This is a genomic window from Cupriavidus necator, assembly GCF_016127575.1.
Classification (GTDB): domain Bacteria; phylum Pseudomonadota; class Gammaproteobacteria; order Burkholderiales; family Burkholderiaceae; genus Cupriavidus; species Cupriavidus necator_D.
This window is the reverse complement of sequence record NZ_CP066018.1, coordinates 2,030,572-2,055,041: the sequence shown is the minus strand read 5'-3', so window position 1 is coordinate 2,055,041 and position 24,470 is coordinate 2,030,572. Positions and strand designations below refer to the sequence as shown.

General features: G+C 66.2%; 22 protein-coding genes and 1 tRNA gene. 9 read left to right on the top strand and 14 right to left on the bottom strand.

Features of this window, described 5'->3' with window-relative positions:
- Positions 1-84: 84 nt before the first annotated feature.
- From obgE to rplU, 3 genes are all read right to left on the bottom strand, one after another.
- Positions 85-1,182, bottom strand: coding sequence for a GTPase ObgE (gene obgE, locus I6H87_RS09590; RefSeq protein ID WP_010814746.1), 1,098 nt, complete (start codon positions 1,180-1,182; stop codon positions 85-87).
- Between the two features lie 133 nt (positions 1,183-1,315).
- Entirely contained in the window at positions 1,316-1,576 is a 261-nt protein-coding gene (rpmA, locus tag I6H87_RS09585) for a 50S ribosomal protein L27 (RefSeq protein WP_010814747.1), read from the bottom strand.
- Positions 1,577-1,615: 39 nt separating this feature from the next.
- Positions 1,616-1,927: a 50S ribosomal protein L21 gene (rplU, locus tag I6H87_RS09580; RefSeq protein ID WP_006576525.1), complete on the bottom strand. Its 312-nt coding sequence runs from the start codon at positions 1,925-1,927 to the stop codon at positions 1,616-1,618.
- A 530-nt stretch (positions 1,928-2,457) separates the two neighbouring features.
- Between rplU and ispB the strand changes: the two genes are divergently transcribed.
- Together ispB and I6H87_RS09570 are read left to right on the top strand one after the other, a co-directional pair.
- Entirely contained in the window at positions 2,458-3,387 is a 930-nt protein-coding gene (gene ispB, locus I6H87_RS09575; RefSeq protein WP_010814748.1) for an octaprenyl diphosphate synthase, read from the top strand.
- A 130-nt stretch (positions 3,388-3,517) separates the two neighbouring features.
- Positions 3,518-3,594 (top strand) — tRNA-Pro (locus I6H87_RS09570).
- 76 nt (positions 3,595-3,670) lie between these two features.
- Here the strand turns inward: I6H87_RS09570 and I6H87_RS09565 are convergent.
- On the bottom strand, positions 3,671-3,991 hold the full coding sequence (locus I6H87_RS09565) for a helix-turn-helix domain-containing protein (RefSeq protein WP_062804630.1): 321 nt from the start codon (positions 3,989-3,991) through the stop codon (positions 3,671-3,673).
- 423 nt (positions 3,992-4,414) lie between these two features.
- On the opposite strand from I6H87_RS09565, the gene pilB reads away from it, so the two are divergent.
- The 6 genes from pilB (at position 4,415) to I6H87_RS09535 (ending at position 10,257) form a co-directional block, all read left to right on the top strand.
- Positions 4,415-6,139, top strand: coding sequence for a type IV-A pilus assembly ATPase PilB (gene pilB, locus I6H87_RS09560; RefSeq protein WP_011616081.1), 1,725 nt, complete (start codon positions 4,415-4,417; stop codon positions 6,137-6,139).
- A gap of 64 nt (positions 6,140-6,203) precedes the next feature.
- Positions 6,204-7,475 carry a type II secretion system F family protein gene (locus I6H87_RS09555; RefSeq protein WP_011616082.1) on the top strand — a complete coding sequence of 424 codons (1,272 nt, stop codon included), beginning with the start codon at positions 6,204-6,206 and terminating at the stop codon, positions 7,473-7,475.
- A gap of 3 nt (positions 7,476-7,478) precedes the next feature.
- Positions 7,479-8,393 carry a prepilin peptidase gene (locus tag I6H87_RS09550; protein WP_011616083.1) on the top strand — a complete coding sequence of 305 codons (915 nt, stop codon included), beginning with the start codon at positions 7,479-7,481 and terminating at the stop codon, positions 8,391-8,393.
- Positions 8,394-8,456: 63 nt separating this feature from the next.
- The gene (gene coaE / locus I6H87_RS09545) at positions 8,457-9,083 is read left to right on the top strand and encodes a dephospho-CoA kinase (protein WP_010814753.1); all 627 of its coding nucleotides are present in this window, start codon (positions 8,457-8,459) and stop codon (positions 9,081-9,083) included.
- 209 nt (positions 9,084-9,292) lie between these two features.
- Positions 9,293-10,051: a cell division protein ZapD gene (gene zapD / locus I6H87_RS09540; RefSeq protein ID WP_011616084.1), complete on the top strand. Its 759-nt coding sequence runs from the start codon at positions 9,293-9,295 to the stop codon at positions 10,049-10,051.
- A 17-nt stretch (positions 10,052-10,068) separates the two neighbouring features.
- Positions 10,069-10,257, top strand: a complete 189-nt coding sequence (locus I6H87_RS09535) for a DNA gyrase inhibitor YacG (protein ID WP_010814755.1) — start codon at positions 10,069-10,071, stop codon at positions 10,255-10,257.
- A 30-nt stretch (positions 10,258-10,287) separates the two neighbouring features.
- Here the strand turns inward: I6H87_RS09535 and I6H87_RS09530 are convergent, their stop codons facing one another.
- The 5 genes from I6H87_RS09530 to secA all read right to left on the bottom strand — a co-directional run bounded on the left by I6H87_RS09530 (position 10,288) and on the right by secA (position 18,017).
- A complete protein-coding gene (locus I6H87_RS09530) occupies positions 10,288-12,327 on the bottom strand; it encodes an OPT family oligopeptide transporter (protein WP_010814756.1) in 2,040 nt (679 codons plus the stop codon).
- 93 nt (positions 12,328-12,420) lie between these two features.
- Positions 12,421-12,867, bottom strand: a complete 447-nt coding sequence (locus I6H87_RS09525) for an NUDIX domain-containing protein (protein ID WP_011616085.1) — start codon at positions 12,865-12,867, stop codon at positions 12,421-12,423.
- Positions 12,864-13,769 carry an ATP-binding protein gene (locus I6H87_RS09520; protein ID WP_010814758.1) on the bottom strand — a complete coding sequence of 302 codons (906 nt, stop codon included), beginning with the start codon at positions 13,767-13,769 and terminating at the stop codon, positions 12,864-12,866. The genes I6H87_RS09525 and I6H87_RS09520 overlap by 4 nt, the downstream gene beginning before the upstream one ends.
- Before the next feature lie 80 nt (positions 13,770-13,849).
- Positions 13,850-15,076, bottom strand: coding sequence for a bifunctional glutamate N-acetyltransferase/amino-acid acetyltransferase ArgJ (argJ, locus tag I6H87_RS09515; protein ID WP_011616086.1), 1,227 nt, complete (start codon positions 15,074-15,076; stop codon positions 13,850-13,852).
- Between the two features lie 163 nt (positions 15,077-15,239).
- Positions 15,240-18,017, bottom strand: a complete 2,778-nt coding sequence (gene secA / locus I6H87_RS09510) for a preprotein translocase subunit SecA (RefSeq protein WP_010814760.1) — start codon at positions 18,015-18,017, stop codon at positions 15,240-15,242.
- Positions 18,018-18,322: 305 nt separating this feature from the next.
- On the opposite strand from secA, the gene I6H87_RS09505 reads away from it, so the two are divergent.
- Positions 18,323-18,826 carry a hypothetical protein gene (locus I6H87_RS09505; protein WP_011616087.1) on the top strand — a complete coding sequence of 168 codons (504 nt, stop codon included), beginning with the start codon at positions 18,323-18,325 and terminating at the stop codon, positions 18,824-18,826.
- Positions 18,827-18,890: 64 nt separating this feature from the next.
- Here the strand turns inward: I6H87_RS09505 and lpxC are convergent, their stop codons facing one another.
- The 5 genes from lpxC to I6H87_RS09480 all read right to left on the bottom strand — a co-directional run bounded on the left by lpxC (position 18,891) and on the right by I6H87_RS09480 (position 24,447).
- On the bottom strand, positions 18,891-19,808 hold the full coding sequence (gene lpxC / locus I6H87_RS09500; protein WP_010814762.1) for a UDP-3-O-acyl-N-acetylglucosamine deacetylase: 918 nt from the start codon (positions 19,806-19,808) through the stop codon (positions 18,891-18,893).
- Between the two features lie 153 nt (positions 19,809-19,961).
- A complete protein-coding gene (locus I6H87_RS09495; RefSeq protein ID WP_010814763.1) occupies positions 19,962-20,468 on the bottom strand; it encodes a peroxiredoxin in 507 nt (168 codons plus the stop codon).
- Positions 20,469-20,929: 461 nt separating this feature from the next.
- Positions 20,930-22,123, bottom strand: a complete 1,194-nt coding sequence (gene ftsZ / locus I6H87_RS09490; protein WP_010814764.1) for a cell division protein FtsZ — start codon at positions 22,121-22,123, stop codon at positions 20,930-20,932.
- A gap of 180 nt (positions 22,124-22,303) precedes the next feature.
- Positions 22,304-23,536, bottom strand: a complete 1,233-nt coding sequence (ftsA, locus tag I6H87_RS09485; RefSeq protein ID WP_010814765.1) for a cell division protein FtsA — start codon at positions 23,534-23,536, stop codon at positions 22,304-22,306.
- On the bottom strand, positions 23,533-24,447 hold the full coding sequence (locus I6H87_RS09480) for a cell division protein FtsQ/DivIB (RefSeq protein ID WP_010814766.1): 915 nt from the start codon (positions 24,445-24,447) through the stop codon (positions 23,533-23,535). Before I6H87_RS09480 ends, ftsA begins: the two co-directional genes overlap by 4 nt.
- Positions 24,448-24,470 lie beyond the last annotated feature (23 nt).

Below are 24,470 nucleotides of genomic sequence, written 5' to 3'. Positions count from 1 at the left end.
TCTCCCGGGCAGCCGGCGGCGGGCGCCGCGCCCGAATTGTCCGTGGGTATTCTTCTGTGGTGGGGCGCCAGCGGCGGCCCCGGCTTATGCCTCGCCCTGCCCCTGGTCGACGTTGTGCAGGCGCTCGTCCAGCCGGATGTCCGGCTCGGCCAGCGCCGCGGCTTCTTCGGCCTTGATCGCCTGCAGGTGGTCCTTGATCGCGTAGATCAGCTCGCGGCAGCCTTCGCCGGTCAGCGCCGAAATCTGGAACACCGGCCCCTTCCACTTGTAGCGCTTGATGAAATCCTTCACGCGGGCCGCGCGCTCGTCCTCGGGAACCACGTCGAGCTTGTTCAGCACCAGCCAGCGCGGCTTGTCGTACAGGGTTTCGTCGTACTTCTTCAGCTCGTTGACGATGGCCTTGGCCTCGGCCACCGGGTCGACTGCCTCGTCGAACGGCGCCAGGTCGACAATATGCAGCAGCAGGCCGGTGCGCTGCAGGTGGCGCAGGAACTGGTGACCCAGGCCCGCGCCTTCGGCGGCGCCTTCGATCAGGCCGGGAATGTCGGCGACCACGAACGATTGCTCGTGGTCCACGCGCACCACGCCCAGGTTCGGGTGCAGGGTAGTGAACGGATAGTCCGCCACCTTCGGGCGCGCGTTGGAGATATGCGAGATAAAGGTCGACTTGCCGGCGTTGGGCATGCCCAGCAGGCCGACGTCGGCCAGCACCTTGAGCTCGAGCTTGAGCATGCGGCGCTCGCCCGGCTTGCCGTCCACCTGCTGGCGCGGCGCGCGGTTGGTACTGGACTTGAAATGCAGGTTGCCCCAGCCGCCCATGCCGCCTTCGGCCAGGCACACGCGCTGGCCGTGCTCGGTCAGGTCGGCGATGACTTCGCCGGTGTCCATGTCGGTGATCAGCGTGCCCACCGGCATGCGCAGCGTGATGTCCTCACCCGCCGCGCCGTAGCAGTCGGAGCCGCGGCCGTTCTCGCCGTTGCGGGCAACGTGCTTCCTGGCGTAGCGGAAGTCGATCAGCGTATTGATATTGCGGTCCGCCACGGCGAACACGCTGCCGCCGCGGCCGCCGTCGCCACCATCCGGGCCGCCGAAGGGCACAAACTTCTCGCGCCGGAACGAGGCGCTGCCATTGCCGCCGTTGCCGGCGATGGCTTCGATTCGGGCTTCGTCTATGAACTTCATGATGATGGGTTTCCGTGATGGATCGGCGGATCAGCGGCTGGAAGCCTCCGACCGGGCTGGCGAACTGACATTGTCGCCAGAAAAGAAAAGGCCCCGCAAGCGTTGCGGGGCCTTCATCCTGCAAAGGCTGTTATCAGGCCGCCGGAACGACGCTGACTTGCTGCTTCTTGGCAGGGCCCTTGACGGCGAACTGCACGTGGCCGTCCACCAGGGCAAAGAGCGTGTGGTCCTTGCCCACGCCGACGTTGTCGCCAGCATGCACGCGGGTACCGCGTTGGCGGATGATGATGCCGCCGGCGTTGATGGCCTGGCCACCAAACACCTTCACGCCCAGACGCTTCGATTCGGAATCACGGCCGTTCCGCGTGGAACCGCCGCCTTTTTTCTGTGCCATGTCTTACTCCTGTCGCTTTACCTGGTTACGCTCGATCGATCAGGCAACGATCGCTTCGATGCGCAGTTCGGTGTAATTCTGACGATGGCCCTGACGCTTCTGGTAGTGCTTGCGACGGCGCATCTTGAAGATCTTCACTTTGTCGTGACGACCTTGGGAGATAACGGTAGCCTTGACGGAAGCCCCGCTAACCAGCGGCGTACCAAACTTGATTTGGTCGCCGGCGCCCACTGCGAGCACCTGGTCGAGCGTGATTTCTGCGCCAATGTCTGCCGGTATCTGTTCTACTTTCAGTTTTTCGCCAGCAGCAACCTTGTATTGCTTGCCGCCGGTTTTTACGACCGCGTACATTGTCGAACCTCTCGGATGTGAATAAAACGCCGTATGCCGGCACTGGCGCACCCTGCGCGGCCGGTCAATTGCACGGCCTGGCGCCTGGGCGGGCTCAATGCGGCCCGGTTATCTCCCGCCGGTCAGAACCCGCAAAGCGAGCGCAGCTACCGGAGGAAACCGGGAATTATAAATGAGATCCGGGAAAAGGGCAAAGAAAACAGGCACATAGCCTGTGTGCGGCGGCATCGCCACAATGCAACCGCGCCCTGGCTCAGGTCAGGTCGGCGAGCAGGAATCCCGCCAGTGCCGCAAACGCCACCCAAAGGGCGGTGCGGCGCAGGTGGCGACGAGGCACGGGCTTGTTCATGGCTGCATTATAGTTGCGCGCCTTGCGAACACCCTGAGCGCATACCCTGAGCGCGAATCTTTAGAAGCGCGCCATACGTGGAACGCCACGCGCATCGCATATAATCGTCCGGTTTTGCGTAACGGTGATCATCTTGTCCCAGCCTTCCGCCACTGCCTTGCTTGCCCCGGTCGCTGCAGACATGCGCGCGGTCGATGCTGTTATCCGCCAGCGGCTGTCTTCTGAAGTCCCCCTGATCGAGCAGATCGGCGAATACATCATCGGTGCCGGCGGCAAGCGCCTGCGCCCGGTGATCCTGCTGCTGACAGCGCGCGCGATGGGCTACGACGGCAACCGCCACCATGAGCTGGCCGCCGTGGTGGAGTTCATCCACACCGCCACCCTGCTGCACGACGACGTGGTCGACGAGTCCGAGCTGCGGCGCGGGCGCGATACCGCCAATGCCGTGTTCGGCAACGCCGCCAGCGTGCTGGTGGGCGACTTCCTCTATTCGCGCGCGTTCCAGATGATGGTCGATGCCGGCAGCATGCGCATCATGGAGATCCTGTCCAACGCGACCAACGTGATCGCCGAGGGCGAGGTCCTGCAGCTGCTGAACATGCACGACCCCGACGTCACCGTCGAGCGCTACCTGCAGGTGATCCGCTACAAGACCGCCAAGCTGTTCGAGGCCGCCGCGCAACTCGGCGCCGTGCTGGCCGGCGCCGACGCCCAGATGGAAGAAGCCGCGGCTGAATACGGCCGCCGCATCGGCACCGCCTTCCAGCTGATCGACGACATGCTGGACTACACTGCCAGCGCCGAGCAGATGGGCAAGAACGCCGGCGACGACCTGCGCGAAGGCAAGCCCACCCTGCCCCTGCTGCACCTGCTGGAACACGGCACGCCCGAACAGCGCCAGTTGGCGCGCGACGCCATCGTGCGAGGTGGCACCGAGCATTTCGATGCCGTGTTTGCCGCGATCCACGCCAGTGGCGCGCTGGACGTCACCTTCGAAGCCGCGCGGCGCGAGGCTGAAGCCGCCGAACAGGCGGCACGGCAGTTCCCGCCGTCGGAACTGAAGGAAACCCTGATCCAGCTCTGCGCGTTCTCATTGCAACGGCAGTCCTGACGCAACCGCGGGGAAGGCAGCGGAAGCGGGCAGAACGGCGATTTTCCTCGCCCTCTTCCATTCCCCAAAAAACGCTGCTAAACTTACGTTCTTTGCTGCAGACGGTCAGACGTTTGCCAGCAAACCAAATCGGGGTGTAGCTTAGCCTGGTAGAGCGCTACGTTCGGGACGTAGAGGCCGGAGGTTCGAATCCTCTCACCCCGACCAGATTTAAAAGGCCGAATCAACGTCAGTTGGTTCGGCCTTTTGTCTTTCTGCCCCCCCTCCCCGATCCTCCGGCAACTCATCCCTTGATCGCCTTGCGCTGACGCTTGAATGCCTCCAGGTCGGCCGCGGAAAACAGCTGGCTACGACCCACTACTGCATGGGGCGCGAGCTTGCCGTCGCGCACCAGCCGCCGGAAGGTGGCAATTGAAACTTCGAGGTATTCGGCCGCCTCCGCGGCGGTGAAATCTGCTTCCGCGAGGTGGCCAAAGACTTCCTCGTGCGAGAAGTCCTCGTCCTTGAAAGCCTGCTCGCCCACCGGCGTGAAAAACTTGATGCGCTCCTGCGCGGGCATCTTGCTGACGGCCTTCATCAGGTCTTCTGCGGTCATGATGGTCATCCCTTTCTCTCTTCATCCTCGATCGCCAGGTGCAGCGGCTTGTGCGCCTTCTTGATGAACTGCATGAAGGGCTTCCTGCAAATTGGCATCACGCAGTGTTATGCACGCACTTTTGATTCTATATCGGATCAAAAATGACGTGGCGTCTCCCGTTGGGAAAAGGCCAAGGCAAACATGGGCGGGGACAGGGACTCCTCTCAAAAGGGCACCTGTCCCGCGCGCAAGGAAGCTGCCTGAAACGCCGCTTCTTCCCCGCGCAAGTAGGGTTGCGCCCGTGTCGCGCAAACGCCAACACCGCGCCCGCGCCGGCTTTACAAAAAGTGACCCCGGCGGCAAACTGCCCCGATCCGGGGACGTGGGTCCGTCCGCCCCCGCCTGCGTGGCATCCGCCACCGCCTAACCGCACCGCACAGCGCACCTGCCATGACACTCGGTCTTGCCCTGGCCCAGAGCCGGCGTATCGCGCCCGCCCTGCTTGCTCAGCTGGAGCAGGCCGCGCGTGAAAAGCAGTCGCAGCTGATCGACGAGATCGTCGGCAGCGGCACCATGAGCGCGCACGACCTGGCGCTGTTTGCCGCGGACAAATACCAGCTGCCGCTGCTGGACCTGGCCCAGTACAACCTGAACAAGGTGCCGCCGGCACTGGCCGGCAACCGTGAATTCCACGCGCACCGGCTGCTGCCGCTGGGCCGGCGCGAGAACCGGCTGGTGCTGGCGATGTCCGACCCGTCCAACCAGGCCGGGCTGGATGCGATCAAGGAAAAGTACAAGCTGCCGGTCGAAGCGGTGGTGGTCGAGCACGACAAGCTGATGAAGCACGTGCGCTCCGCCGGCGAGGCCCTGGGCACGCTGAAGAACATCTCGCCGGTGCAGGCCGAGCGCAAGATGATCGAATACGATCCGGTGGCCGCGGCCGGCAACCAGCGCAACCGCACCACCGCCGACAATATCGACGACGCCCCGGTGGTGCGCTTCCTGCAGAAGCTGCTGACCGAGGCCTTCCATCGCGGCGCGTCCGACCTGCACTTCGAGCCGTTCGAGACTTTCTACCGCGTCCGCTTCCGCGTGGACGGGGTGCTGCAGGAGGTCGCGCGCCCACCGCTGGATATCCGCGACAAGATCGCCACCCGCATCAAGGTGCTGTCGCGCCTGGATATTTCTGAAAAGCGCGTGCCGCAGGACGGCCGCATGAAGCTGCTGATTGCCCTGCCCAAGGACAAGGACGCCAAGGAGACGGTCGAGCGGGCAGTGGATTTCCGCGTGTCGACGCTGCCGACGCTGTTCGGCGAGAAGATCGTGATGCGGATCCTGGAATCTTCGTCCGACAAGCTCGACATCGACCAGCTCGGCTATGAGCCCGAGCAGAAGGCGCTGCTGCTGGACGTGATCAAGCGCCCCTATGGCATGGTGCTGGTGACCGGCCCCACCGGCAGCGGCAAGACGGTGTCGCTGTACACCTTCCTGAACCTGCTGAACCAGGGCGACATCAATATCTCCACCGCGGAAGACCCGGCCGAAATCCAGCTGCCCGGCATCAACCAGGTCAACGTCAACGACAAGGCGGGCCTGACCTTTGCCGCGGCCCTGCGTTCGTTCCTGCGGCAGGATCCGGACATCATCATGGTCGGCGAAATCCGCGACCTGGAAACCGCCGACATCTCGATCAAGGCCGCGCAGACCGGCCACCTGGTGTTGTCGACGCTGCACACCAACGACGCGCCGACCACGCTGACGCGGTTGATGAACATGGGCGTGGCGGCCTTCAATATTGCCTCGAGCGTACTGATGATCACCGCGCAGCGGCTGGCGCGGCGGCTGTGCACCTGCAAGCGCGAGGGCGAGATCCCGCGCGAGGCGCTGCTGGAGGCGGGCTTCCGCGAACAAGACCTGGACGGCAGCTGGCAGGCCTACCACCCGGTCGGCTGCGAGCGCTGCAACGGCACCGGCTACAAGGGCCGCTGCGGCATCTACCAGGTCATGCCGATCACCGAGGCCATGCAGGAGATCATCCTGACGCATGGAACGGCATTGCAGATCGCCGAGCAGGCGCGCAAGGACGGCGTGCTATCGTTGCGCGAAGCGGGGCTGCTGAAGGTGAGGCAGGGCGTCACGTCACTCGAAGAAGTGCTGGCGACTACGAATACTTAGGGAAGCAGGACAAACGTAAATACAAGACGCAGAACAAGCGTCATTTACATCGGGGGTCAATATCATGGCGACGCGTGCACCAGCGGCGGGCGCCCGGACGGCGGCACCGTCACGGGCGAAATCAGGGAAGGGGCGCAAGGCACCCACCCAGTACATCTTTGAGTGGGAAGGCAAGGACCGCAAGGGCAAGACCTTCACCGGCGAGCTGCGCGCCGAGAACCAGGCCGAGGTCACCGCCACGCTGCGCAAGCAGGGCCTGACCATCGTCAAGCTGAAGAAGCGCAAGGCCGCGCGCGGGCGCAAGATCACCGAGAAGGACATCGCCTACTTCACACGGCAGCTGTCGACCATGCTCAAGGCCGGCATTCCGCTGCTGCAATCGATCGACATCATCGCGCGTGGCCACGTGAACCCCAACTTCACCCAGCTGCTGTCCGACATCCGCTTCGACATCGAGGCCGGCAGCAGCATGGCCGCGGCATTCCGGCGCCATCCGAAGTACTTCGATACGCTGTACTGCAACCTGATCGATGCCGGCGAACAGGGCGGTATCCTGGATTCGCTGCTGGAGCGCCTGTCGCTCTACATGGAAAAGACCATCGCGCTGAAAGGCCAGATCAAGTCGGCGATGATCTACCCGATCGCGGTGCTGACGGTGGCCTTTGCCGTGACCGTGATCCTGATGCTGTTCGTGATCCCGGCGTTCAAGGGCGTGTTCTCCAGCTTCGGCGCCAACCTGCCGGCGCCGACGCTGCTGGTGATCGCCATCTCGGACTTCTTTGTCCAGTACTGGTACCTGGTGATCGGGGCGCCGGTGGCCGGCATCTCCTTCTACCTGCGCGCGCTGAAGAAATCGGAGAAGGTGCAGCGCGCCACCGACCGCGCGCTGCTGAAGCTGCCGATCTTCGGCAGCCTGTTCCGCAAGGCCGTGATCGCGCGCTGGACCCGCACGCTGGCCACCATGTTCGCCGCCGGCACGCCGCTGGTGGAGTCAATGGAGTCCGTGGCCGGCGCGGCCGGCAACTGGGTCTACTACGACGCCACGCGCGAGATCGAGCAATCGGTGCGCATCGGCACCAGCCTGACCAACGCGATGCAGGCCACCCATGTGTTCGACAACATGGTGCTGCAGATGACGCAGATCGGCGAGGAGTCCGGCGCGCTGGACAATATGCTGCTGAAGGTGGCGGAGTTCTACGAGCGCGAGGTCGACGATGCCGTGGCCGCGATCTCCAGCCTGATCGAGCCGCTGATCATCGTGGTGCTGGGTGTGCTGATCGGCGGCATGGTGGTGGCGATGTACCTGCCGATCTTCAAGCTGGGACAGGTGGTGTAAGCGATGTTGTCTTCGTGGTCTGCTTCTCCCTACCCTTCGCCGGCCTCCACCGGCGGCGCGCCGCTGGTGGAGGCACTGGCGGCGTTGCCGCCCGCCTTCCTGGTGGCGGCCGCCGCGCTGCTCGGGCTGGTGGTCGGCAGCTTCCTCAATGTGGTCATCCACCGGATGCCGCGCATGATGGAGCGCGACGAGGCCAACTATATCGCCGAGCTGCGCGGCGACCCGCTGCCCTACCCCGGCCGCTACAACCTGATGGTGCCGCGCTCGGCCTGCCCGCATTGCGGCCACGCGATTGCGCCGTGGGAGAACGTGCCGGTGCTGAGCTACCTGTTCCTGCGCGGGCGCTGCTCGGCGTGCCAGGCGCCGATCAGTGTGCGCTATCCGCTGGTCGAGCTGGCCTGTGGCGTGCTGAGCGCGCTGGCGGCGTGGCGCTTCGGCCCCGGCGGACAGGCCCTGGCCGCGCTGGTGCTGGTGTGGGCGCTGCTGGCGCTGACCATGATCGATGCCGATACGCAACTGCTGCCGGACCAGATCACCCTGCCGCTGTTGTGGCTGGGCCTGCTGCTGAACCTGGGCGGCGTGTTCGTGACGCTGCCCGACGCCGTGATCGGCGCGGCTGCCGGCTACCTGGTGCTGTGGACGGCCTACTGGCTGTTCCGGCTGGTGCGCGGCAAGGAAGGCATGGGCTTTGGCGACTTCAAGCTGATGGCGGCGCTGGGCGCCTGGCTCGGCTGGCAGGCGCTGCCGGCGCTGGTGCTGCTGTCGTCGGTGGTCGGCGTGCTGTTCGGGCTGGCCAATATCGCGCTGCGCCGGCAGGAACGCGACACGCCCTTCCCGTTCGGGCCCTTCATCGCGCTCGCCGGCGTGGTGGTGCTGCTGTTCGGCCCCGGCGTGCTGCCGCTGTTTGCATGGCCATGACGGTGTCCGACGATCTCCGCTGAAGCTGGTATCGTTGCGGCAACATCGTCAACAGAGCTTCACATGCTGGAAATCGGACTGACCGGCGGCATCGGCAGCGGCAAGACCCGCGTGGCCGACATGTTTGCCGCGCGCGGTGCCGCGATCATCGACACCGACCTGCTCGCGCACGAGATCACCGCCCCAGGCGGGCGCGCCATCCCGGCGCTGGTCGAGGCCTTCGGCCCGGCCTGCCTGCGTCCCGACGGCGCCATGGACCGCGACGCGATGCGCGCACTGGTGTTTGCCGACCCCGCAGCCAAGGCTCGGCTTGAAGCGATCACCCACCCGCTGATCCGTGCACTGACCACCGAGCGCGCCCACGCGATCCGCGATGCCGGCGACCATCCCTACCTGATCTACGTGGTGCCGCTGCTGGTGGAATCGGGCTCATGGCGCGAGCGCGTGGGCCGCGTGCTGGTGGTGGACTGCACCGAGGCCACCCAGGTAGCGCGCGTGATGTCGCGCAACGGCTTCAGCCGCGAGCAGGTGCAGGCCATCATGGCCAGACAGGCCACCCGCGCCGAGCGCCTGGCATGTGCCGACGACGTCATCGACAACGACGGTCCGGTGGAGGCGCTGGTGGACCAGGTCGACCGGCTCGACCGCTACTATCGTGAACTGTCGGCGGCGGCCAGGGTCCATCCATAACGCGCAACCCGGCGCGCCAGCGCATGGCATCATGCACGCGACATTGTCCTCGGCCCGTGTCTCGCATAGAATGCGCTGGAATATGCGGGGAAATCACCGCATACTGGCGGCAACCGCCCGCCATATATCGCCCCTTCCGGCATTTCCCGGGCCTCATTCTGCACCGGGCCGCTCCTGAAAGCGCCCGACGCCCTGCACGGACATTGCACTTGATTCTGTACGAATACCCTTTCAACGAACGCATCAGGACACTCCTGCGCCTGGAGGACCTGTTCGATCGGCTGGAATACTTTCTCGGCCAGGATCATGCCCACCAGCACCATGTCGCGCTGACCACGCTGTTCGAGATCATCGACGTCGCCGGCCGCGCCGACCTCAAGACCGACCTGATCAAGGAACTGGAACGCCAGCGCCAGGCACTGGCGCCACTGCGCGCCAACCCGCAGATCGACCAGGAGGCGCTGGACGCCGTCATCGGCGAGATCGAGCAAGGCATCGCCATGCTCAACCAGACCGTGGGCAAGGCCGGCCAGCTGCTGGCCGACAACGAGTGGCTGACCAGCATCCGCAGCCGCGCGATCATCCCCGGCGGCACCTGCGAGTTCGACCTGCCGGCCTACTATGCCTGGCAGCACCGCCCCGCCGAAGACCGCCGCGCCGATATCCTGAAGTGGGTACGTCCGCTGCTGTCGCTGCGCATGGGCACCACCATCGTGCTGCGCCTGCTGCGCGAAGCCGGCCAGAGCGGCAAGGTGATCGCCACCGGCGGCAGCTACCAGCAAATGCTGTCCGGTCGCAGCTACCAGCTGATGCAGGTCTACCTGGATGACTCGCTGCTGGCCTTCATCCCCGAGATGAGCGCCAACAAGTACATGCTGTGGGTGCGCTTCACGCAGCAGGACGGCGACCTGCGCCCACGCTCGGTCGATGCGGATATCCCGTTCCTGCTGAAACTCTGCAATTTCTGAAGCCTGCGCTGAACGCTATGCCTGCTGTCGTCAAATGCCCCACCTGCGGCACCGAGGTGGCCTGGGTGCCCGACAACAAATTCCGCCCCTTCTGTTCCGAGCGCTGCAAGCAGATCGATCTCGGCGCCTGGGCGTCCGAGAAATACGTGATCGGCGGCAAGCCGGGCGAGACCTCCGCCGACCAGACTGAAGACGAGGACGACTGAAGCGCCCTCGCCTTCAGCGTCCCTCGCGGTTCAGTGCGCCGCCGCCAGCACGCGGCGGTAGAAGCCCACGCATACCAGCGCGAACACCGCCAGGCCCAGCCACTGCGCGGTCGCTTCAAACCCGGGCCCGGCCAGCGCCAGTGGCGCATCCCTGCCCGACAGGCCGATTACCGCGGCCAGCATCACGCCGACCAGGCTTTCCCCCACGATCAGGCCCGAGGCCAGCAGCGTGCCGCGCCGCTCGGCATGTTCCAGCGCCAGCTTGACGTCGTCGCCGCGCGCGCTGGCGCGGCGGCGCTCGCTGCGCAGCAGGAGCCACGACAGCACCGCGCCCACCACCAGCGCCGAGCTGATGGTCGGCGGCAGGTAGATGCCGATGCCCACCGCCAGCACCGGCAGCCGCGCCGCGCCGCGGCGGCGGCGCAGCACCTCGTCGATGGCGATCAGCACCACGCCCAGCCCGATGCCGATCAGGATCATGGTCCAGTTGAGCTGGCGGGTGAAGATGCCGGTGGCGATCGCGGTCATCAGCGTCGCCTGCGGCGCGGCCAGCGCCTGGTTGGGGTCCATGTCCGCACGCGGCAGCGCGCCGGCGAAGCCATAGGCGCTGTAGAGCAGGTCCAGCACCGGCGGAATCACCGCCGCGCCTACCGCGCAGCCGATCAGCAGCGCCACCTGCTGGCGCCACGGCGTGGCACCGACCAGCCAGCCGGTCTTCAGGTCCTGCAGGTTGTCGTTGGCGATCGAGGCGACCGCCACCACCGCCGAGGTGGTGAAGATCGCCAGCGCAATCGCGAAGTTTCTGCCCTCGGGCGTGGCCAGCAGCCCGTCGGCCTTGCCCGCCAGCAGGATCAGCAGCGACACCAGGATCACCGCGATGATGCCGATGCCCGAGATCGGGCTGGCCGACGAGCCCACCAGCCCGGCCATGTAGCCACACGCCGCCGCCACCAGGAAGCCGAAGATAAAGGCGAACACCACCGCGTAGATCACCAGGCGCCAGCGTGCGCCGCCATCGAGCGGCGCCGGCGCGAGGAACCAGGCGAATACCGTCACCAGCACCGCCAGCAGCCCCAGCATCACCAGCCCGATCCATCTGGCCGGCATGTCCTGCTGCGTGCGCGGCATCTTGCCCTGCCCCGCCGGCCCGCCCTGCAGCGCGCCGAACGAGGCGCGGATGCCGTACAGCATCGGCCCGGCCAGCGACAGCAGCGTCCAGATCGCGGCAATGCCGATGGTGCCGGCACCGATGAAGCGCGCCTGCTGGCTCCACACCATGGCGCCGAAGGCCGACAGCGTGGCGCCGTCCGGGCGCGGCGTGATGGCCGTCAGCCACGGCACCGCGACGCCCCAGGTCAGCACCAGCCCGAGCAGCATGGCCAGCCCGCCGACGATTCCGACCAGGTAGCCCGCGCCCACCAGCGCCAGCGAGAACCCCATCGACAGCCGCACCACCGAGGCCCCGGCCGACAGCCAGAAGTTGGCGCCCTCGGCCAGCAGGCGCAGCCCGCCGGCGGCAAAGCTGAACAGCCCCGCCACCAGGCCGCCGGCCATCAGGTCGGCCAGGCCGGTCGCCTGGGGCTTCTGCCCCGGCGCGGCCTGGTCTGGCGCGGCGCTGCCCACGCGCAGGATTTCCGCCGCGGCCACGCCCTCCGGGTAGGGCAGCTCGCTCTGCACCACCATCGCGTGGCGCAGCGGGATGCTGAACAGCACGCCCAGCATGCCGCCGGCCGCGCAGATCGCCAGCGTCTGCCAGAACGGGAAGCCCTGCCAGTGGCCCAGCATGACCAGGCCCGGCAGGATAAAGATGATCGACGACAGGGTGCCCGCGGCCGAGGCCTGCGTCTGCACCATGTTGTTTTCCAGGATGTTGGCGCCGGGGAAGAGCCGCAGCACGGCCATCGAGATCACGGCCGCCGGGATCGCCGACGAGAAGGTCAGGCCGACCTTCAGGCCCAGGTAGATGTTGGAGGCGGTGAACACGACCGTGATCAGCGCACCGAGGATGATGCCGCGCAGGGTCAGTTCAGGCAGGGAAACGTCGTCGGCGATACGATCGACACGTAGCATGCAGGTTCCTTTCCTGTGGATCAGGGCCTGGTCAGGCCCTGGCGGCGCGCAAGCGGGCGCCGCGGCCGCTTGCCCGACAGCGGGAAGGCAGGGTCAGCCGTTGCCCGATTCCTCGGCCAGCCACTCCACCACGGGAATGGTGGCCGGCAGCAGCGGCCCCACCGTCACCGGCGTGCGCTGCCACGAGAAGGCCTGGCCTTCGCGGCCGACGGGGTCGCCCCGCCAGTCGGTGACCTTGCAGAAATACAGCCGCACATAGGCGTGCGGATAGTCATGTTCCAGAATGTGCCAACGCTCGCATTGCGTTACATCAAGGCCCAGCTCTTCATGGAGTTCTCTGGCCAGTGCTGCCTCCACCGACTCACCGGGCTCCAGCTTGCCGCCGGGGAATTCCCAATAGCCCTCGTAGGGCTTGCCGGCCGGGCGCTGCGCCAGCAGGAAGCGTCCGTCGGGCTGCACCAGCACGCCGACCGCCACCTCGGTCACCTTGCGCGGCGGGTTGGCGCCGGTCTGCGCGGGGTTCTGCGTGGCCGCGCTCATGCCTTGGCGTCTCCGGCGACATCGGCAATATAGGGCTTGCCATGCTTGCCGCCCCAATCGCGCGCAAACTGCCAGGCCACGCGGCCCGAGCGCGAGCCGCGCTCCAGCGCCCACACCAGCGCGTCACCGCGCGCCGCGGCGATGTCCTCGTCGGTGCAGCCAAAGTGCCTGAGCCAGTGGCCGACAATGGCCAGATATTCGTCCTGCTTGGGCGGGTAGAACGACAGCCACAGCCCGAAGCGCTCGGACAGCGAGATCTTCTCTTCCACCACTTCGCCGGGATGGATCTCGCCATCGTCGGTGTGGCGGTAGGTCTCGTTGTCCTTCATGTACTCCGGCAGCAGGTGCCGGCGGTTGGAGGTGGCGTAGATCAGCACGTTGTCCGACTGCGCCGCCACCGAGCCGTCCAGCGCCGACTTGAGCGACTTGTAGCCCGACTCGCCCTCTTCGAACGACAGGTCGTCGCAGAAGATCACGAAGCGCTCGGGGCGCTGCGCAACGAGCTCGACGATATCGCCGAGGTCGCCCAGGTCATCCTTGTCCACCTCAACCAGCCGCAGCCCGTCCCTGACGAAGGCATTGAGGCAGGCCTTGATCAGCGACGACTTGCCGGTGCCGCGCGCGCCGGTCAGCAGCACATTGTTGGCCGGCAGCTTGCTCACGAACTGGCGCGTGTTGGCGACGATGGCATCCTTCTGGCGCTCGATGTTCTTCAGGTCGTCCAGGTGGATCGGCGGCAGCTGGCGCACCGGCTGCAGGTAGCCGATATTGCCGAACAGGCTCTGCCGCTTGCGCCAGCGGAACGCCACGGCCTCCTGCCAGTCGGCGTCGCTCAGTTGCGGCGGCAGCCATTGTTCGAGTCGGGCAAGGAAGTTGTCGAGGCGGGCGGCGAGGTCAGACATGGCAGGGGCGCGCTAGGGGCGCGGTATCGGCTGGCAGGGGAATCGATGCCCTTCCCGCATGCACGGGAAGGACGGAAAGCTCAGGAGCGGTAGTCGGCGTTGATCGACACGTAATCGTGCGACAGGTCGCAGGTCCAGACCGTCGCTTCGGCCTTGCCGCGGCCGAGCGCGATGCGCACGGTGATCTCGGCCTGCTTCATCACGCGCTGGCCGTCTTCCTCGCGGTAGTCGGGGTTGCGGCCGCCGTCGCGGGCCACCCAGACATCGTCCAGCCACAGGTTGACGCGGCCGACGTCGAGGTCATCGACGCCGGCGTAGCCGACCGCGGCCAGGATGCGGCCCAGGTTGGGGTCCGACGCATAGAACGCGGTCTTGACCAGCGGCGAATGCGCCACCGCATAGGCGATCTGGCGGCACTCGGCCACGTCCTTGCCGCCTTCGACGCGGATGGTCATCAGCTTGGTGGCGCCTTCGCCGTCGCGCACGATCATCTGCGCCAGTTCCTGCGCCAGCGCGGTCACCGCGTCGCGCAGCGCCTCGAAGGCCGGGCCTTCGGCGCGCTCGACCACGGCGCCGGACTTGCCCGTGGCGATCAGCACGAACGAGTCGTTGGTCGAGGTATCGCCGTCGATGGTGATGCTGTTGAACGAATGGTCGGCGGCGTAGGAGACCAGCGCCTGCAGCACCGGCTGGGCCACGGCGGCGTCCATGGCGATAAAGCCGAGCATGGTCGCCATGTTCGGGCGGATCATGCCGGCGCCCTTGCTGATGCCCGACAGCGTCACGGTCTTGCCGTCGATCTGCACCGTGCGCGACGCGGCCTTGGGCTGCGTGTCGGTGGTCATGATGGCTTCGGCGGCGGCCAGCCAGTTGTCCGGCTTCGCGTTGGCGATGGCGGCGGGCAGGCCGGCCACCAGGCGGTCGACCGGCAGCGGCTCCAGGATCACGCCGGTCGAGAACGGCAGCACCTGCTCGGCGGCGATGCCCAGTTGCGCTGCCAGCGCGTCGCAGCTGGCGCGGGCACTGGCCAGGCCCGGTTCGCCGGTGCCGGCGTTGGCATTGCCGGTGTTGACCACCAGCGCGCGGATGCCCTTGCCAGCGGCCAGGTGCTCGCGGCAGACCTGCACCGGCGCCGCGCAGAAGCGGTTGCTGGTGAAGACGCCGGCCACGGTGCTGCCTTCGGCCACGCGCACCACCAGCACGTCCTTGCGGTTGGCCTTGCGGATGCCCGCCTCGGCCCAGCCCAGCTCCACGCCGGCGACGGATTTCAGGTTCTCTGCCTGGGGCAGCGGAAGATTGACGGGCATGTGGACTCCTCGTTCCTGCTTGCGTTATCTGCTTGCGGCTTCTGCTCGCAACTTGCTTGTCATCAGACGAACATGCCCGCGGAGGGCGGGCATGTCGTTTCCTTGCGCGTCACTCCCCAGACAGCGGGAACGACGTCATGCCGGGTACCCGGCCGGGCTCAGTTCAGCTGAGCCTGCCGTGGCACTGCTTGAACTTCTTGCCCGAGCCGCACGGGCACGGATCGTTGCGGCCGACCTTGGGCATGCCCGCCAGCGCCAGCTCGGCGGCGGCCATGGCCGCACCGGTGCGCGGCGACGGCGCTTCCTCGACCGGCTCGCGCCCTTCGGCGAACTCGTCGTGCTTGTACTGGATGTTCTCCAGGTGCGACAGGCCTTCCTCGATCTCTTCCGAAGCCTGCTCCAGCTCTTCCGGCGACTGGATCTGCACGTTGAAAGTCACGCGCGTGACTTCGTTCTTGATCAGGTCCAGCAGGCGCGCGAACAGCTCGAACGACTCGCGCTTGTATTCCTGCTTGGGATCCTTCTGCGCATAGCCGCGCAGGTGGATGCCCTGGCGCAGGTGGTCCAGCGCGGCCAGGTGCTCGCGCCAGTGCGTGTCGATGCTCTGCAGCATGACCGAGCGCTCGAAGCCGGCGAACGACTCGCGGCCGACCATCGCGACCTTGCCATCGTAGCGCTCCGCGGCCGCCTTCATGATCAGGTTGAGCAGCTCTTCGTCCTCGATGCTCTGCGCGCCCTCGATGGTCTGCGCCAGCGGCACTTCCAGGCCCCAGTCCTCGCGCAGGCGCGTTTCCAGGCCGGAGATGTTCCACTGCTCTTCCATGGTGTCGGCCGGCACGTGGTCGCGGAACAGCTCAACCAGCACGCTCTCGCGCAGGTTGGTCACCATGTCGCCGACATCCTGGGCTTCCAGCACGTCGTTGCGCAGCTTGTAGATTTCCTTGCGCTGGTCGTTGGCGACGTCGTCGTACTGCAGCAGCTGCTTGCGGATGTCGAAGTTGCGGCCTTCGACCTTGCGCTGCGCCGATTCGATCGAGCGCGTGACGATGCCGGCTTCGATCGGCTCGCCCTCGGGCATCTTCAGGCGTTCCATGATGGCGCGCACGCGGTCGCCGGCGAAGATGCGCAGCAGCTGGTCGTCCAGCGACAGGTAGAAGCGCGACGAACCCGGGTCGCCCTGGCGGCCGGCACGGCCGCGCAGCTGGTTGTCGATACGGCGCGACTCATGGCGCTCGGTGCCGACGATATGCAGGCCGCCGGCGGCCTTGACCTGCTCGTGCAGCGAATGCCACTCATCCTCGAGCTGCTTGATGCGTGCGGCCTTCTCGGCGTCGGACAGGTTCGGGTCCGCCTCGATAAAGCCGGATTGCTTCTCCACATTGCCGCCCAGCACGATGTCGGTACCGCGGCCGGCCATGTTGGTGGCAATGGTGATCATCTTGGGGCGGCCGGCCTGGGCCACGATCTCGGCTTCGCGCGCGTGCTGCTTGGCGTTGAGCACCTGGTGCGGCAGTTGCTCGCGATCGAGCAGGCCCGACAGGTATTCCGAGGTCTCGATCGAGGTGGTGCCCACCAGCACCGGCTGGCCACGCTCGTAGCAGTCGCGGATATCGCGCACCACGGCGTCGTAGCGCTCCTTGCCGGTCTTGTAGATCTGGTCCTGCTGGTCCTTGCGCTGGGCCGGGCGGTTGGTCGGGATCACCACCACTTCCAGGCCGTAGATCTCCTGGAACTCATACGCTTCGGTGTCAGCCGTGCCGGTCATGCCGGCCAGCTTGTTGTACATGCGGAAGTAGTTCTGGAAGGTGATCGTCGCCAGCGTCTGGTTCTCTTGCTGGACGGTGACGCCTTCCTTGGCCTCAACGGCCTGGTGCAGGCCGTCGGACCAGCGGCGGCCGGTCATCAGGCGGCCGGTGAACTCGTCGACGATCACGACTTCGTCGTTCTGCACCACGTAGTGCTGGTCGCGATGGAACAGGCTGTGCGCGCGCAGGGCGGCGTACAGGTGGTGCATCAGCGTGATGTTCTGCGGCGCGTAGAGCGACTCGCCCTCGCCGATCAGGCCTTGCTGCGACAGGATCTCTTCTGCCTTCTCGTGGCCGGCTTCGGTCAGGTAGACCTGGTGGCCCTTCTCGTCGACGTAGTAGTCGCCCGGCTTCTCGACGCCGGTGCCGTCGGCCTTCTCTTCACCGATCTGGCGCTCGAGCAGCTTGGGGATGCCGTTCATGCGCTGGTACAGGTCGGTCTGGTTCTCGGCCTGGCCGGAGATGATCAGCGGGGTGCGGGCCTCGTCGATCAGGATCGAGTCCACTTCATCGACGATGGCGTAGTTGAGCGGGCGCTGCACGCGTTGCGACGGGTCGTAGACCATGTTGTCGCGCAGGTAGTCGAAGCCGAACTCGTTGTTGGTGCCGTAGGTGATGTCCGAGTTGTACGCCGCCTGCTTGGCGTCGTGCGGCATCTGCGACAGGTTCACGCCCACCGACAGGCCCAGGAAGTTGTACAGCCGGCCCATCCACTCGGCATCGCGCTGCGCCAGGTAGTCGTTGACGGTCACCACGTGCACGCCCTGGCCGGTAATGGCATTCAGGTACACGGCCAGCGTCGCGGTCAGCGTCTTGCCTTCGCCGGTGCGCATTTCGGCGATCTTGTTGTCGTTCAGCACCATGCCGCCGATCAGCTGCACGTCGAAGTGGCGCATCTTCATGACACGCTTGCTGGCCTCGCGGCAGACGGCGAAGGCCTCGGGCAGCAGCGCCTCGAGCGATTCGCCGCCGGCGTGGCGCTGCCGGAAGGTCTCCGTCATGCCGCGCAGTTCGTCGTCCGAGAGCTGCTCGAACTTCGGCTCCAGCGCATTGATCTGCGCCACCGTGCGGCGATATTGTTTGATCAGCCGCTCATTGCGGCTGCCGAAGACTTTCTTGAGAAGGCCGGTGATCATCGATTGCTTTCACCTGCGCGGAACCGGGCGGCACCCCAGGGATGCGGGCTGCTCCGGCGGCCGGGCGAGGAATGGATAGATTGGCGCAAAACGCCGAGTTTATCATGTGCCGGGGTCACGGCCGGAACGCGCCTGGCCCCGTCCCGCAAGGGCAGGCAAGCCTGCCGGATGTCGGCCACGCGTGTGGTCCGCAGATTGCCCGCGTGATTGCCCGTGCGCCCATTGGCCACAGTTTGGGGCGGCCGCCGCAGCTTCAATCCACAGTCGGGCAAGGCGGCCAGCGCGCCCCTTGCTAGAATGCATGCATGCGCCGCTTCACCCATCACGCCCTGCAGACCCCCGCCGCCAAGCCGCTCAACGACTGGCTGGCCAAGGCCGGCCCGGTTTCGACGCTGATGCAGACCGCGCGCCAGCTGTCGGTGCTCGAGGCCGAGGTGCTGGCACTGCTGCCCGCCGGCATGCGCGACGGCCTGGCCGTGGCCGGGGTCAAGCGTGACGCCACCGACCCGAGCGCCCAGGTGCTGCTGTTGCTGGCCGCGCACGGCGCCGCCGCTGCCCGCGTGCGCCAGGTAGTGCCGACGCTGCTGGCACGGCTGCAGCAGCGCGGCTCGCATATCACCGCGATCCGGGTGCGGGTGCAGCCGGAGGTGTCGCGCCACGCGGACTGGGAAGTGGAGCCCGTGCAACGCCAGCGCACCGGTGGCCGCATGACGCCCACGGGACTCGCCAATCTGGACCAGCTGGCGCGCAGCCTGCCGGATTCGCCGCTGCGCGACGCGCTCAATACGCTGCTCGCCCATCACCGCTAGCCCGTTGCCGAACACGAAAAAGCCGACCCTCGGGTCGGCTTTTTTCTGCGCCAGTTCGCCAGGATCAGGCAAACGCCGGCTGCGCCTGCGGCAGGAACGCGACCGGGGCTTCCTCGACGCGGTCGAAGGTGACCAGTTCATAGGCTTCCTGGTCGGCCAGCAGCGCGCGCAGGAGCTGGTTGTTCAGGCCGTGGCCCGACTTGTTCGCCACATAGGCGCCGATCAGCGGGTGGCCCACCACATACAGGTCGCCGATCGCATCCAGGATCTTGTGGCGCACGAACTCGTCGCCGTAGCGCAGCTCTTCATTGTTGAGCATGCGGTGCTCGTCCAGCACGATCGCGTTGTCCAGGCTGCCGCCGCGCGCCAGGCCCATCTCGCGCAGGGCTTCCACCTCGTGCGCAAAGCCGAAGGTGCGGGCGCGGGCAATCTCGCGCACGTAGCTGGTGTCGGCAAAGTCGATCGAGAAAGTCTGGCCGGTCTTGTCGACCGCCGGGTGGCGGAAGTCGATGGTGAACGACAGCTTGAAGCCGAAGAACGGCTCCAGCCGCGCCAGCTTGTCGCCCTCGCGCACTTCCACCGCTTTCTTGACGCGGATAAAGGTCTTCAGCGCGTTCTGCTCTTCAATGCCGGCCGACTGCAGCAGGAACACGAAGGACGCGGCGCTGCCGTCCATGATCGGGATTTCCTCGGCGTCGACATCGACATAGAGGTTGTCGATGCCCAGGCCCGCACAGGCCGACATCAGGTGCTCGACGGTCGAAACGCGCGCGCCATCCTTCTGCAGCACCGATGCCAGGCGCGTGTCGCCGATGGCCGACGCGGCCACGGGAATCTCGACGGCCTCGGGCAGGTCGACGCGGGTAAAGACGATGCCGGTGTCCGCCGGCGCGGGACGCAGGGTCAACGTGACCTTGCGTCCCGAGTGCAGGCCGATGCCAACGGTCTTTACCAGGGATTTGATGGTGCGCTGTTTGAGCATGACAGCCTCAACTATTATAAAAATCTATCGGGCAGCTTTTATGATTAAGGGATTTTACCACCACCTCAGGGGCGCTGCAGCCGGGTTTTGTTTCCGGCTGTTAACATCCCCTTAACAAGTTGCGTATTATCCACGTTTACCCGGATGACTGTGTCAGCCACGCAACGCCGCCAGCACTGCTTCGGCGCTGCTGACGCGGAATTCGCCCGGTGCCTCGACGTCGAGCCGGGTGACGACGCCGTCGTCGATCACCATCGCGTAGCGCTTGGAGCGCACGCCCATGCCGCGCGCGCCCAGGTCCTGGTCCAGGCCCAGCGCGCGGGTCCACTCGGCGCTGCCGTCGGCCATCATGCGCACCGTGCCGCCAGTCTGCTGTTCACGGCCCCAGGCGCCCATCACGAAGGCGTCGTTGACCGACACGCACCAGACCTCGTCGACGCCGGCCTCGCGCAGCGCCGCGGCGTGCTGCACAAAGCCCGGCACATGCTTGGCCGAGCAGGTCGGCGTAAAAGCGCCGGGCAGGCCGAACACCACGATCTTGCGGCCGCGGACCAGGTCCGCCACCTTGAAGGCATTGGGGCCGAGCGCACAGCCGTTGCCTTCGGTTTCGAAGAATTCCTGCAGCGTGGCGTCGGGGACGCGGGAACCGACAGTGATCATGGGTCGTGGTCCTTCTGGGTTTTCTGAAGAATAGTCCGGATGCCGGGGCGCAGACGCCCGCACTCAGTCAGACGGGCAATCTCAAGATCATAGGCGCCTTGCCCGCATTGCCAAAGCCGGGTCACATCCGGTGACATCCGGCGCGGATCCGATACACCTTGCTACAAAGACCTTGCTACAAAGACGTCCGCGCGGCGCACCTCTTGGGTGCGCCGCGCGGACGCTGATACATCCCGACCGGGAAGGCGGGAAACCAGTCCGGGGAGGCGGCCAGCGGCACGCCAGTCCCGGCGGGATGCGGGTGAAGCTCAGTCCGGCGCAGGCGCGGCGCCGCCAGCAGCCCGGCGGTTCACGTCAGTCCATGCAAGGCACGCGCGGATGGGGAGCGCACGTGCATCGCGACAAGGCGACGCGTTCCGTCAGGCGGCCGGTGGAGGCACCGATGCCGCGCCAGGCAGGGCTCAGTCTGCCTGCTTGCGCAGGAAGGCCGGGATGTCGTACGTATCCACACCCTTTTCCTGCAGCGCCGCCACGTGAGCCGACGCCGACTCACGCGAGCTGCGCCACACTGCCGGCGTATCCAGGTTGCTGTAGTCCGGCGAGCTGTGCGTGGCCGCGGCGGCGGTCATGTTGGCCATCATCTGCACCGGCATGTTGTCCGTGCCGGTCTTGAGCAGGGTCATCGGCTGTTGCTTCTTGGCCGAGCGGCCCAGGCCCGTGGCCACCACCGTCACGCGCAGCGCATCGCTCATCGAGTCATCGTACACCGTACCGAAGATCACGGTCGCATCTTCCGCCGCGTAGCTGCGGATGGTGTTCATGACTTCCTTGGTTTCCGACAGCTTCAGCGAACGGCTGGCGGTGATGTTGACCAGCACGCCGCGCGCGCCGGACAGGTCAACGCCTTCCAGCAGCGGGCTGGCAACGGCCTGCTCGGCTGCCAGGCGGGCGCGGTCCACGCCCGACACGGTGGCCGTCCCCATCATGGCCTTGCCCTGCTCGCCCATCACCGTCTTCACGTCTTCGAAGTCGACGTTCACCAGGCCGTCAACGTTGATGATCTCGGCAATGCCGGCCACCGCGTTGTGCAGCACGTCGTCGGCGCACTGGAAGCACTTGTCCATCTCGGCGTCGTCGCCCATCACTTCGAACAGCTTCTCGTTGAGCACCACGATCAGCGAGTCGACGCTTGATTCCAGCTCGCTGGAACCGTGTTCGGCCACCTTGGCGCGGCGCGCGCCTTCGAAGTCGAACGGCTTGCTGACCACGCCCACGGTCAGGATGCCCATCTCCTTGGCCACTTGCGCGACGATCGGCGCGGCGCCCGTGCCGGTGCCGCCGCCCATGCCGGCAGTGATGAAGACCATGTGCGCGCCGCGCAGGGAGTCGGCGATCTGATCACGGGCCGATTCGGCGCAGTTGCGGCCGACTTCCGGCTTGGCGCCAGCGCCCAGGCCCGTATTGCCAAGTTGCAGCACGCGCGAAGCGCTCGAACGCTTGAGCGCCTGGGCATCGGTGTTCATGCAGATGAATTCGACGCCTTGCACGCCGCGGCTGATCATGTGCTGCACGGCGTTACCGCCCGCACCGCCCACGCCGACCACCTTGATGATGGTGCCGTCCTGCACTTCCGTTTCGATCATGTCAAAGTCCATCACTGCCTCCGAGAAAAATCAGTCCCCAGACGATGCAGCCTCCCCGCCGCAACCCCTGGTTTCTGAACAAGAAACCAATAAAAAGAAAACCAGAAAACTTCCACTCGGCACACAGGCCTGTCCGGTAGACCGCCCTGCCTGCGCGCCGTTGCATCGTCAGCGCGTCAATTTCCGCATTGATCAGAAATTGCCGACAAACCATTCCTTCATGCGGGTCCACACCTGCTTGACCGACCCGCTCTGCACCGCCACCTTGCGTCCGCGCATGCGTTGCACACGGCCTTCCAGCAGCAGGCCCATCACGGTCGCGTAGCGCGGGCTCTTCACCACCTCGTGCAGGTTGCCGCGGTACTCCGGCACACCCACGCGCACGGGCTTGAGGAAGATGTCCTCGCCCAGCTCGACCATGCCCGGCATCATCGCGGTACCACCGGTGATGACCACGCCGGACGACAACAGTTCTTCATAGCCCGACTCGCGCACCACCTGGTGCACCAGCGAGTACAGCTCTTCGATGCGCGGCTCGATCACCGCGGCCAGCGCCTGGCGGCTGAGCGTGCGCGTGCCACGGTCGCCCACGCCCGGCACTTCGATCATGTCGTCCGGGTCGGCGATCGCCTGCTTGGCGATGCCGTACTGGATCTTGATGTCCTCGGCATCTGGCGTCGGCGTGCGCAGCGCCATCGCGATGTCGTTGGTGATCTGGTCGCCGGCGATAGGGATCACGGCCGTATGGCGGATCGCGCCTTCGCTGAAGATGGCGATGTCGGTGGTGCCGCCGCCGATGTCGACCAGCACCACGCCCAGTTCCTTCTCGTCCTCGGTCAGCACCGCCAGGCTCGAAGCCAGCGGCTGCAGGATCAGGTCGTGCACTTCCAGGCCGCAGCGGCGCACGCACTTGACGATGTTCTGCGCGGCGCTGACCGCGCCGGTGACGATATGCACCTTCACTTCCAGGCGGATGCCGCTCATGCCGATGGGCTCGCGCACGTCCTCCTGGCCGTCGATGATGAATTCCTGCGTCAGGATGTGCAGGATCTGCTGGTCGGTCGGGATATTGACCGCCTTGGCGGTCTCGATCACGCGCGCCACATCGGTCTGCGTGACCTCCTTGTCCTTGATCGCCACCATGCCGCTGGAGTTGAAGCTGCGGATGTGGCTGCCGGCAATGCCGGTGAAGACCTCCGAAATCTTGCAGTCGGCCATCAGCTCGGCCTCTTCCAGCGCCTTCTGGATCGACTGCACGGTGGCCTCGATATTGACCACGACCCCTTTCTTCAGACCCTTGGACTCTGACTGGCCCATCCCGATCACCTCGTAGCTGCCGTCGGGGCGCAGTTCTGCGACCACCGCCGCCACCTTCGAGGTGCCGATATCGAGACCGACCAACAGGTCCTTGTATTCCTTGCTCATCGGGTTTTCTCCGCGTTCTTGCTCTTCAGTCGCGTCGGATTGTTGTTGGAAGTACCTGAAACCGCTGCTGCCGCCGGCGCCGGCTTGGCCGCCTTCGCTGCTTTCGCCGCCTTCTCCGCCCTGACCGCCGCTGCGATCTGCGCCTCGGTCAGGAAGCGGGCATTGGCGGCGCGGATGGCAAAGCCGTTGGGATAACGCAAGTCGGCATACTCGATCTGGCTGCCCCATTGCTGGGTGACCTGCGGCCAGGCCGCGACGAAGCGCCGGACCCGCTGGTCCATCGCCACGCGATCCTCATCGTTCTGCTCGCGGCCCAGTTCGACCTCCATGCCGTTGGACAGCTTCGCGCGCCACGCATAGCGGCCAGACAGGGCCACCGCCAGCGGCTCGGCCTTGAGCGGCTTGAACCACTGGCGCATGACCTCGAGCTTCTCGATCACATCGCCCTCGCTGTCCGGCGGCCCGTCCAGCGCCAGCAGCTGTGCGTCTTCTTCCGCCTCGGCGGTGTTGGCGACAAAGACCTCGCCATAGGTATTGATCAGGCGCCCGCTGTCGGGCGTGCCCCAGGTGCCCAGCGCCTCGTGTTCCTCGACCTCGACCGCCAGGCCGTTGGGCCATTCGCGCCGCACGCTGGCGCGCCGCACCCAGGGCACCGACTCGAATGCCTGCCGGGCCGCGTTCAGGTCCAGCGTGAAGAAATTGCCGGTCAGCTTGCCCAGCGCGCTGGCACGCACGCTGGGCGCGTTCACGTGGCGCAGGGCGCCGCCGTCCAGCGGGCCGATCTCCACATGGGTGATGGCGAACACCGGCCGCTGCGCCAGCCACAGCAGGCCTGCCGCGAGCGCCATCAGCACCACCAGCGCGTACAGCGCGGAGGCGATCAGGTTGAGCAGGCGTGCGTTATGCCACATGGTCCGGTACGGTCCTGTTCGGT

Excerpts from the sequence above, each read along its gene's own strand:
- I6H87_RS09480 (WP_010814766.1), bottom strand. The coding sequence starts at position 24,447 with ATGTGGCATAACGCACGCCTGCTCAACCTGATCGCCTCCGCGCTGTAC.
- rplU (WP_006576525.1), bottom strand. The coding sequence starts at position 1,927 with ATGTACGCGGTCGTAAAAACCGGCGGCAAGCAATACAAGGTTGCTGCT.
- I6H87_RS09565 (WP_062804630.1), bottom strand. The coding sequence starts at position 3,991 with ATGACCATCATGACCGCAGAAGACCTGATGAAGGCCGTCAGCAAGATG.
- I6H87_RS09495 (WP_010814763.1), bottom strand. The coding sequence starts at position 20,468 with ATGATCACTGTCGGTTCCCGCGTCCCCGACGCCACGCTGCAGGAATTC.
- I6H87_RS09520 (WP_010814758.1), bottom strand. The coding sequence starts at position 13,769 with ATGTCTGACCTCGCCGCCCGCCTCGACAACTTCCTTGCCCGACTCGAA.
- I6H87_RS09555 (WP_011616082.1), top strand. The coding sequence starts at position 6,204 with ATGGCGACGCGTGCACCAGCGGCGGGCGCCCGGACGGCGGCACCGTCA.
- I6H87_RS09550 (WP_011616083.1), top strand. The coding sequence starts at position 7,479 with ATGTTGTCTTCGTGGTCTGCTTCTCCCTACCCTTCGCCGGCCTCCACC.
- I6H87_RS09530 (WP_010814756.1), bottom strand. The coding sequence starts at position 12,327 with ATGCTACGTGTCGATCGTATCGCCGACGACGTTTCCCTGCCTGAACTG.
- ftsA (WP_010814765.1), bottom strand. The coding sequence starts at position 23,536 with ATGAGCAAGGAATACAAGGACCTGTTGGTCGGTCTCGATATCGGCACC.
- ftsZ (WP_010814764.1), bottom strand. The coding sequence starts at position 22,123 with ATGGACTTTGACATGATCGAAACGGAAGTGCAGGACGGCACCATCATC.
- pilB (WP_011616081.1), top strand. The coding sequence starts at position 4,415 with ATGACACTCGGTCTTGCCCTGGCCCAGAGCCGGCGTATCGCGCCCGCC.
- rpmA (WP_010814747.1), bottom strand. The coding sequence starts at position 1,576 with ATGGCACAGAAAAAAGGCGGCGGTTCCACGCGGAACGGCCGTGATTCC.
- argJ (WP_011616086.1), bottom strand. The coding sequence starts at position 15,076 with ATGCCCGTCAATCTTCCGCTGCCCCAGGCAGAGAACCTGAAATCCGTC.
- ispB (WP_010814748.1), top strand. The coding sequence starts at position 2,458 with ATGCGCGCGGTCGATGCTGTTATCCGCCAGCGGCTGTCTTCTGAAGTC.
- I6H87_RS09505 (WP_011616087.1), top strand. The coding sequence starts at position 18,323 with ATGCGCCGCTTCACCCATCACGCCCTGCAGACCCCCGCCGCCAAGCCG.
- coaE (WP_010814753.1), top strand. The coding sequence starts at position 8,457 with ATGCTGGAAATCGGACTGACCGGCGGCATCGGCAGCGGCAAGACCCGC.
- secA (WP_010814760.1), bottom strand. The coding sequence starts at position 18,017 with ATGATCACCGGCCTTCTCAAGAAAGTCTTCGGCAGCCGCAATGAGCGG.
- I6H87_RS09525 (WP_011616085.1), bottom strand. The coding sequence starts at position 12,867 with ATGAGCGCGGCCACGCAGAACCCCGCGCAGACCGGCGCCAACCCGCCG.
- obgE (WP_010814746.1), bottom strand. The coding sequence starts at position 1,182 with ATGAAGTTCATAGACGAAGCCCGAATCGAAGCCATCGCCGGCAACGGC.
- lpxC (WP_010814762.1), bottom strand. The coding sequence starts at position 19,808 with ATGCTCAAACAGCGCACCATCAAATCCCTGGTAAAGACCGTTGGCATC.
- I6H87_RS09535 (WP_010814755.1), top strand. The coding sequence starts at position 10,069 with ATGCCTGCTGTCGTCAAATGCCCCACCTGCGGCACCGAGGTGGCCTGG.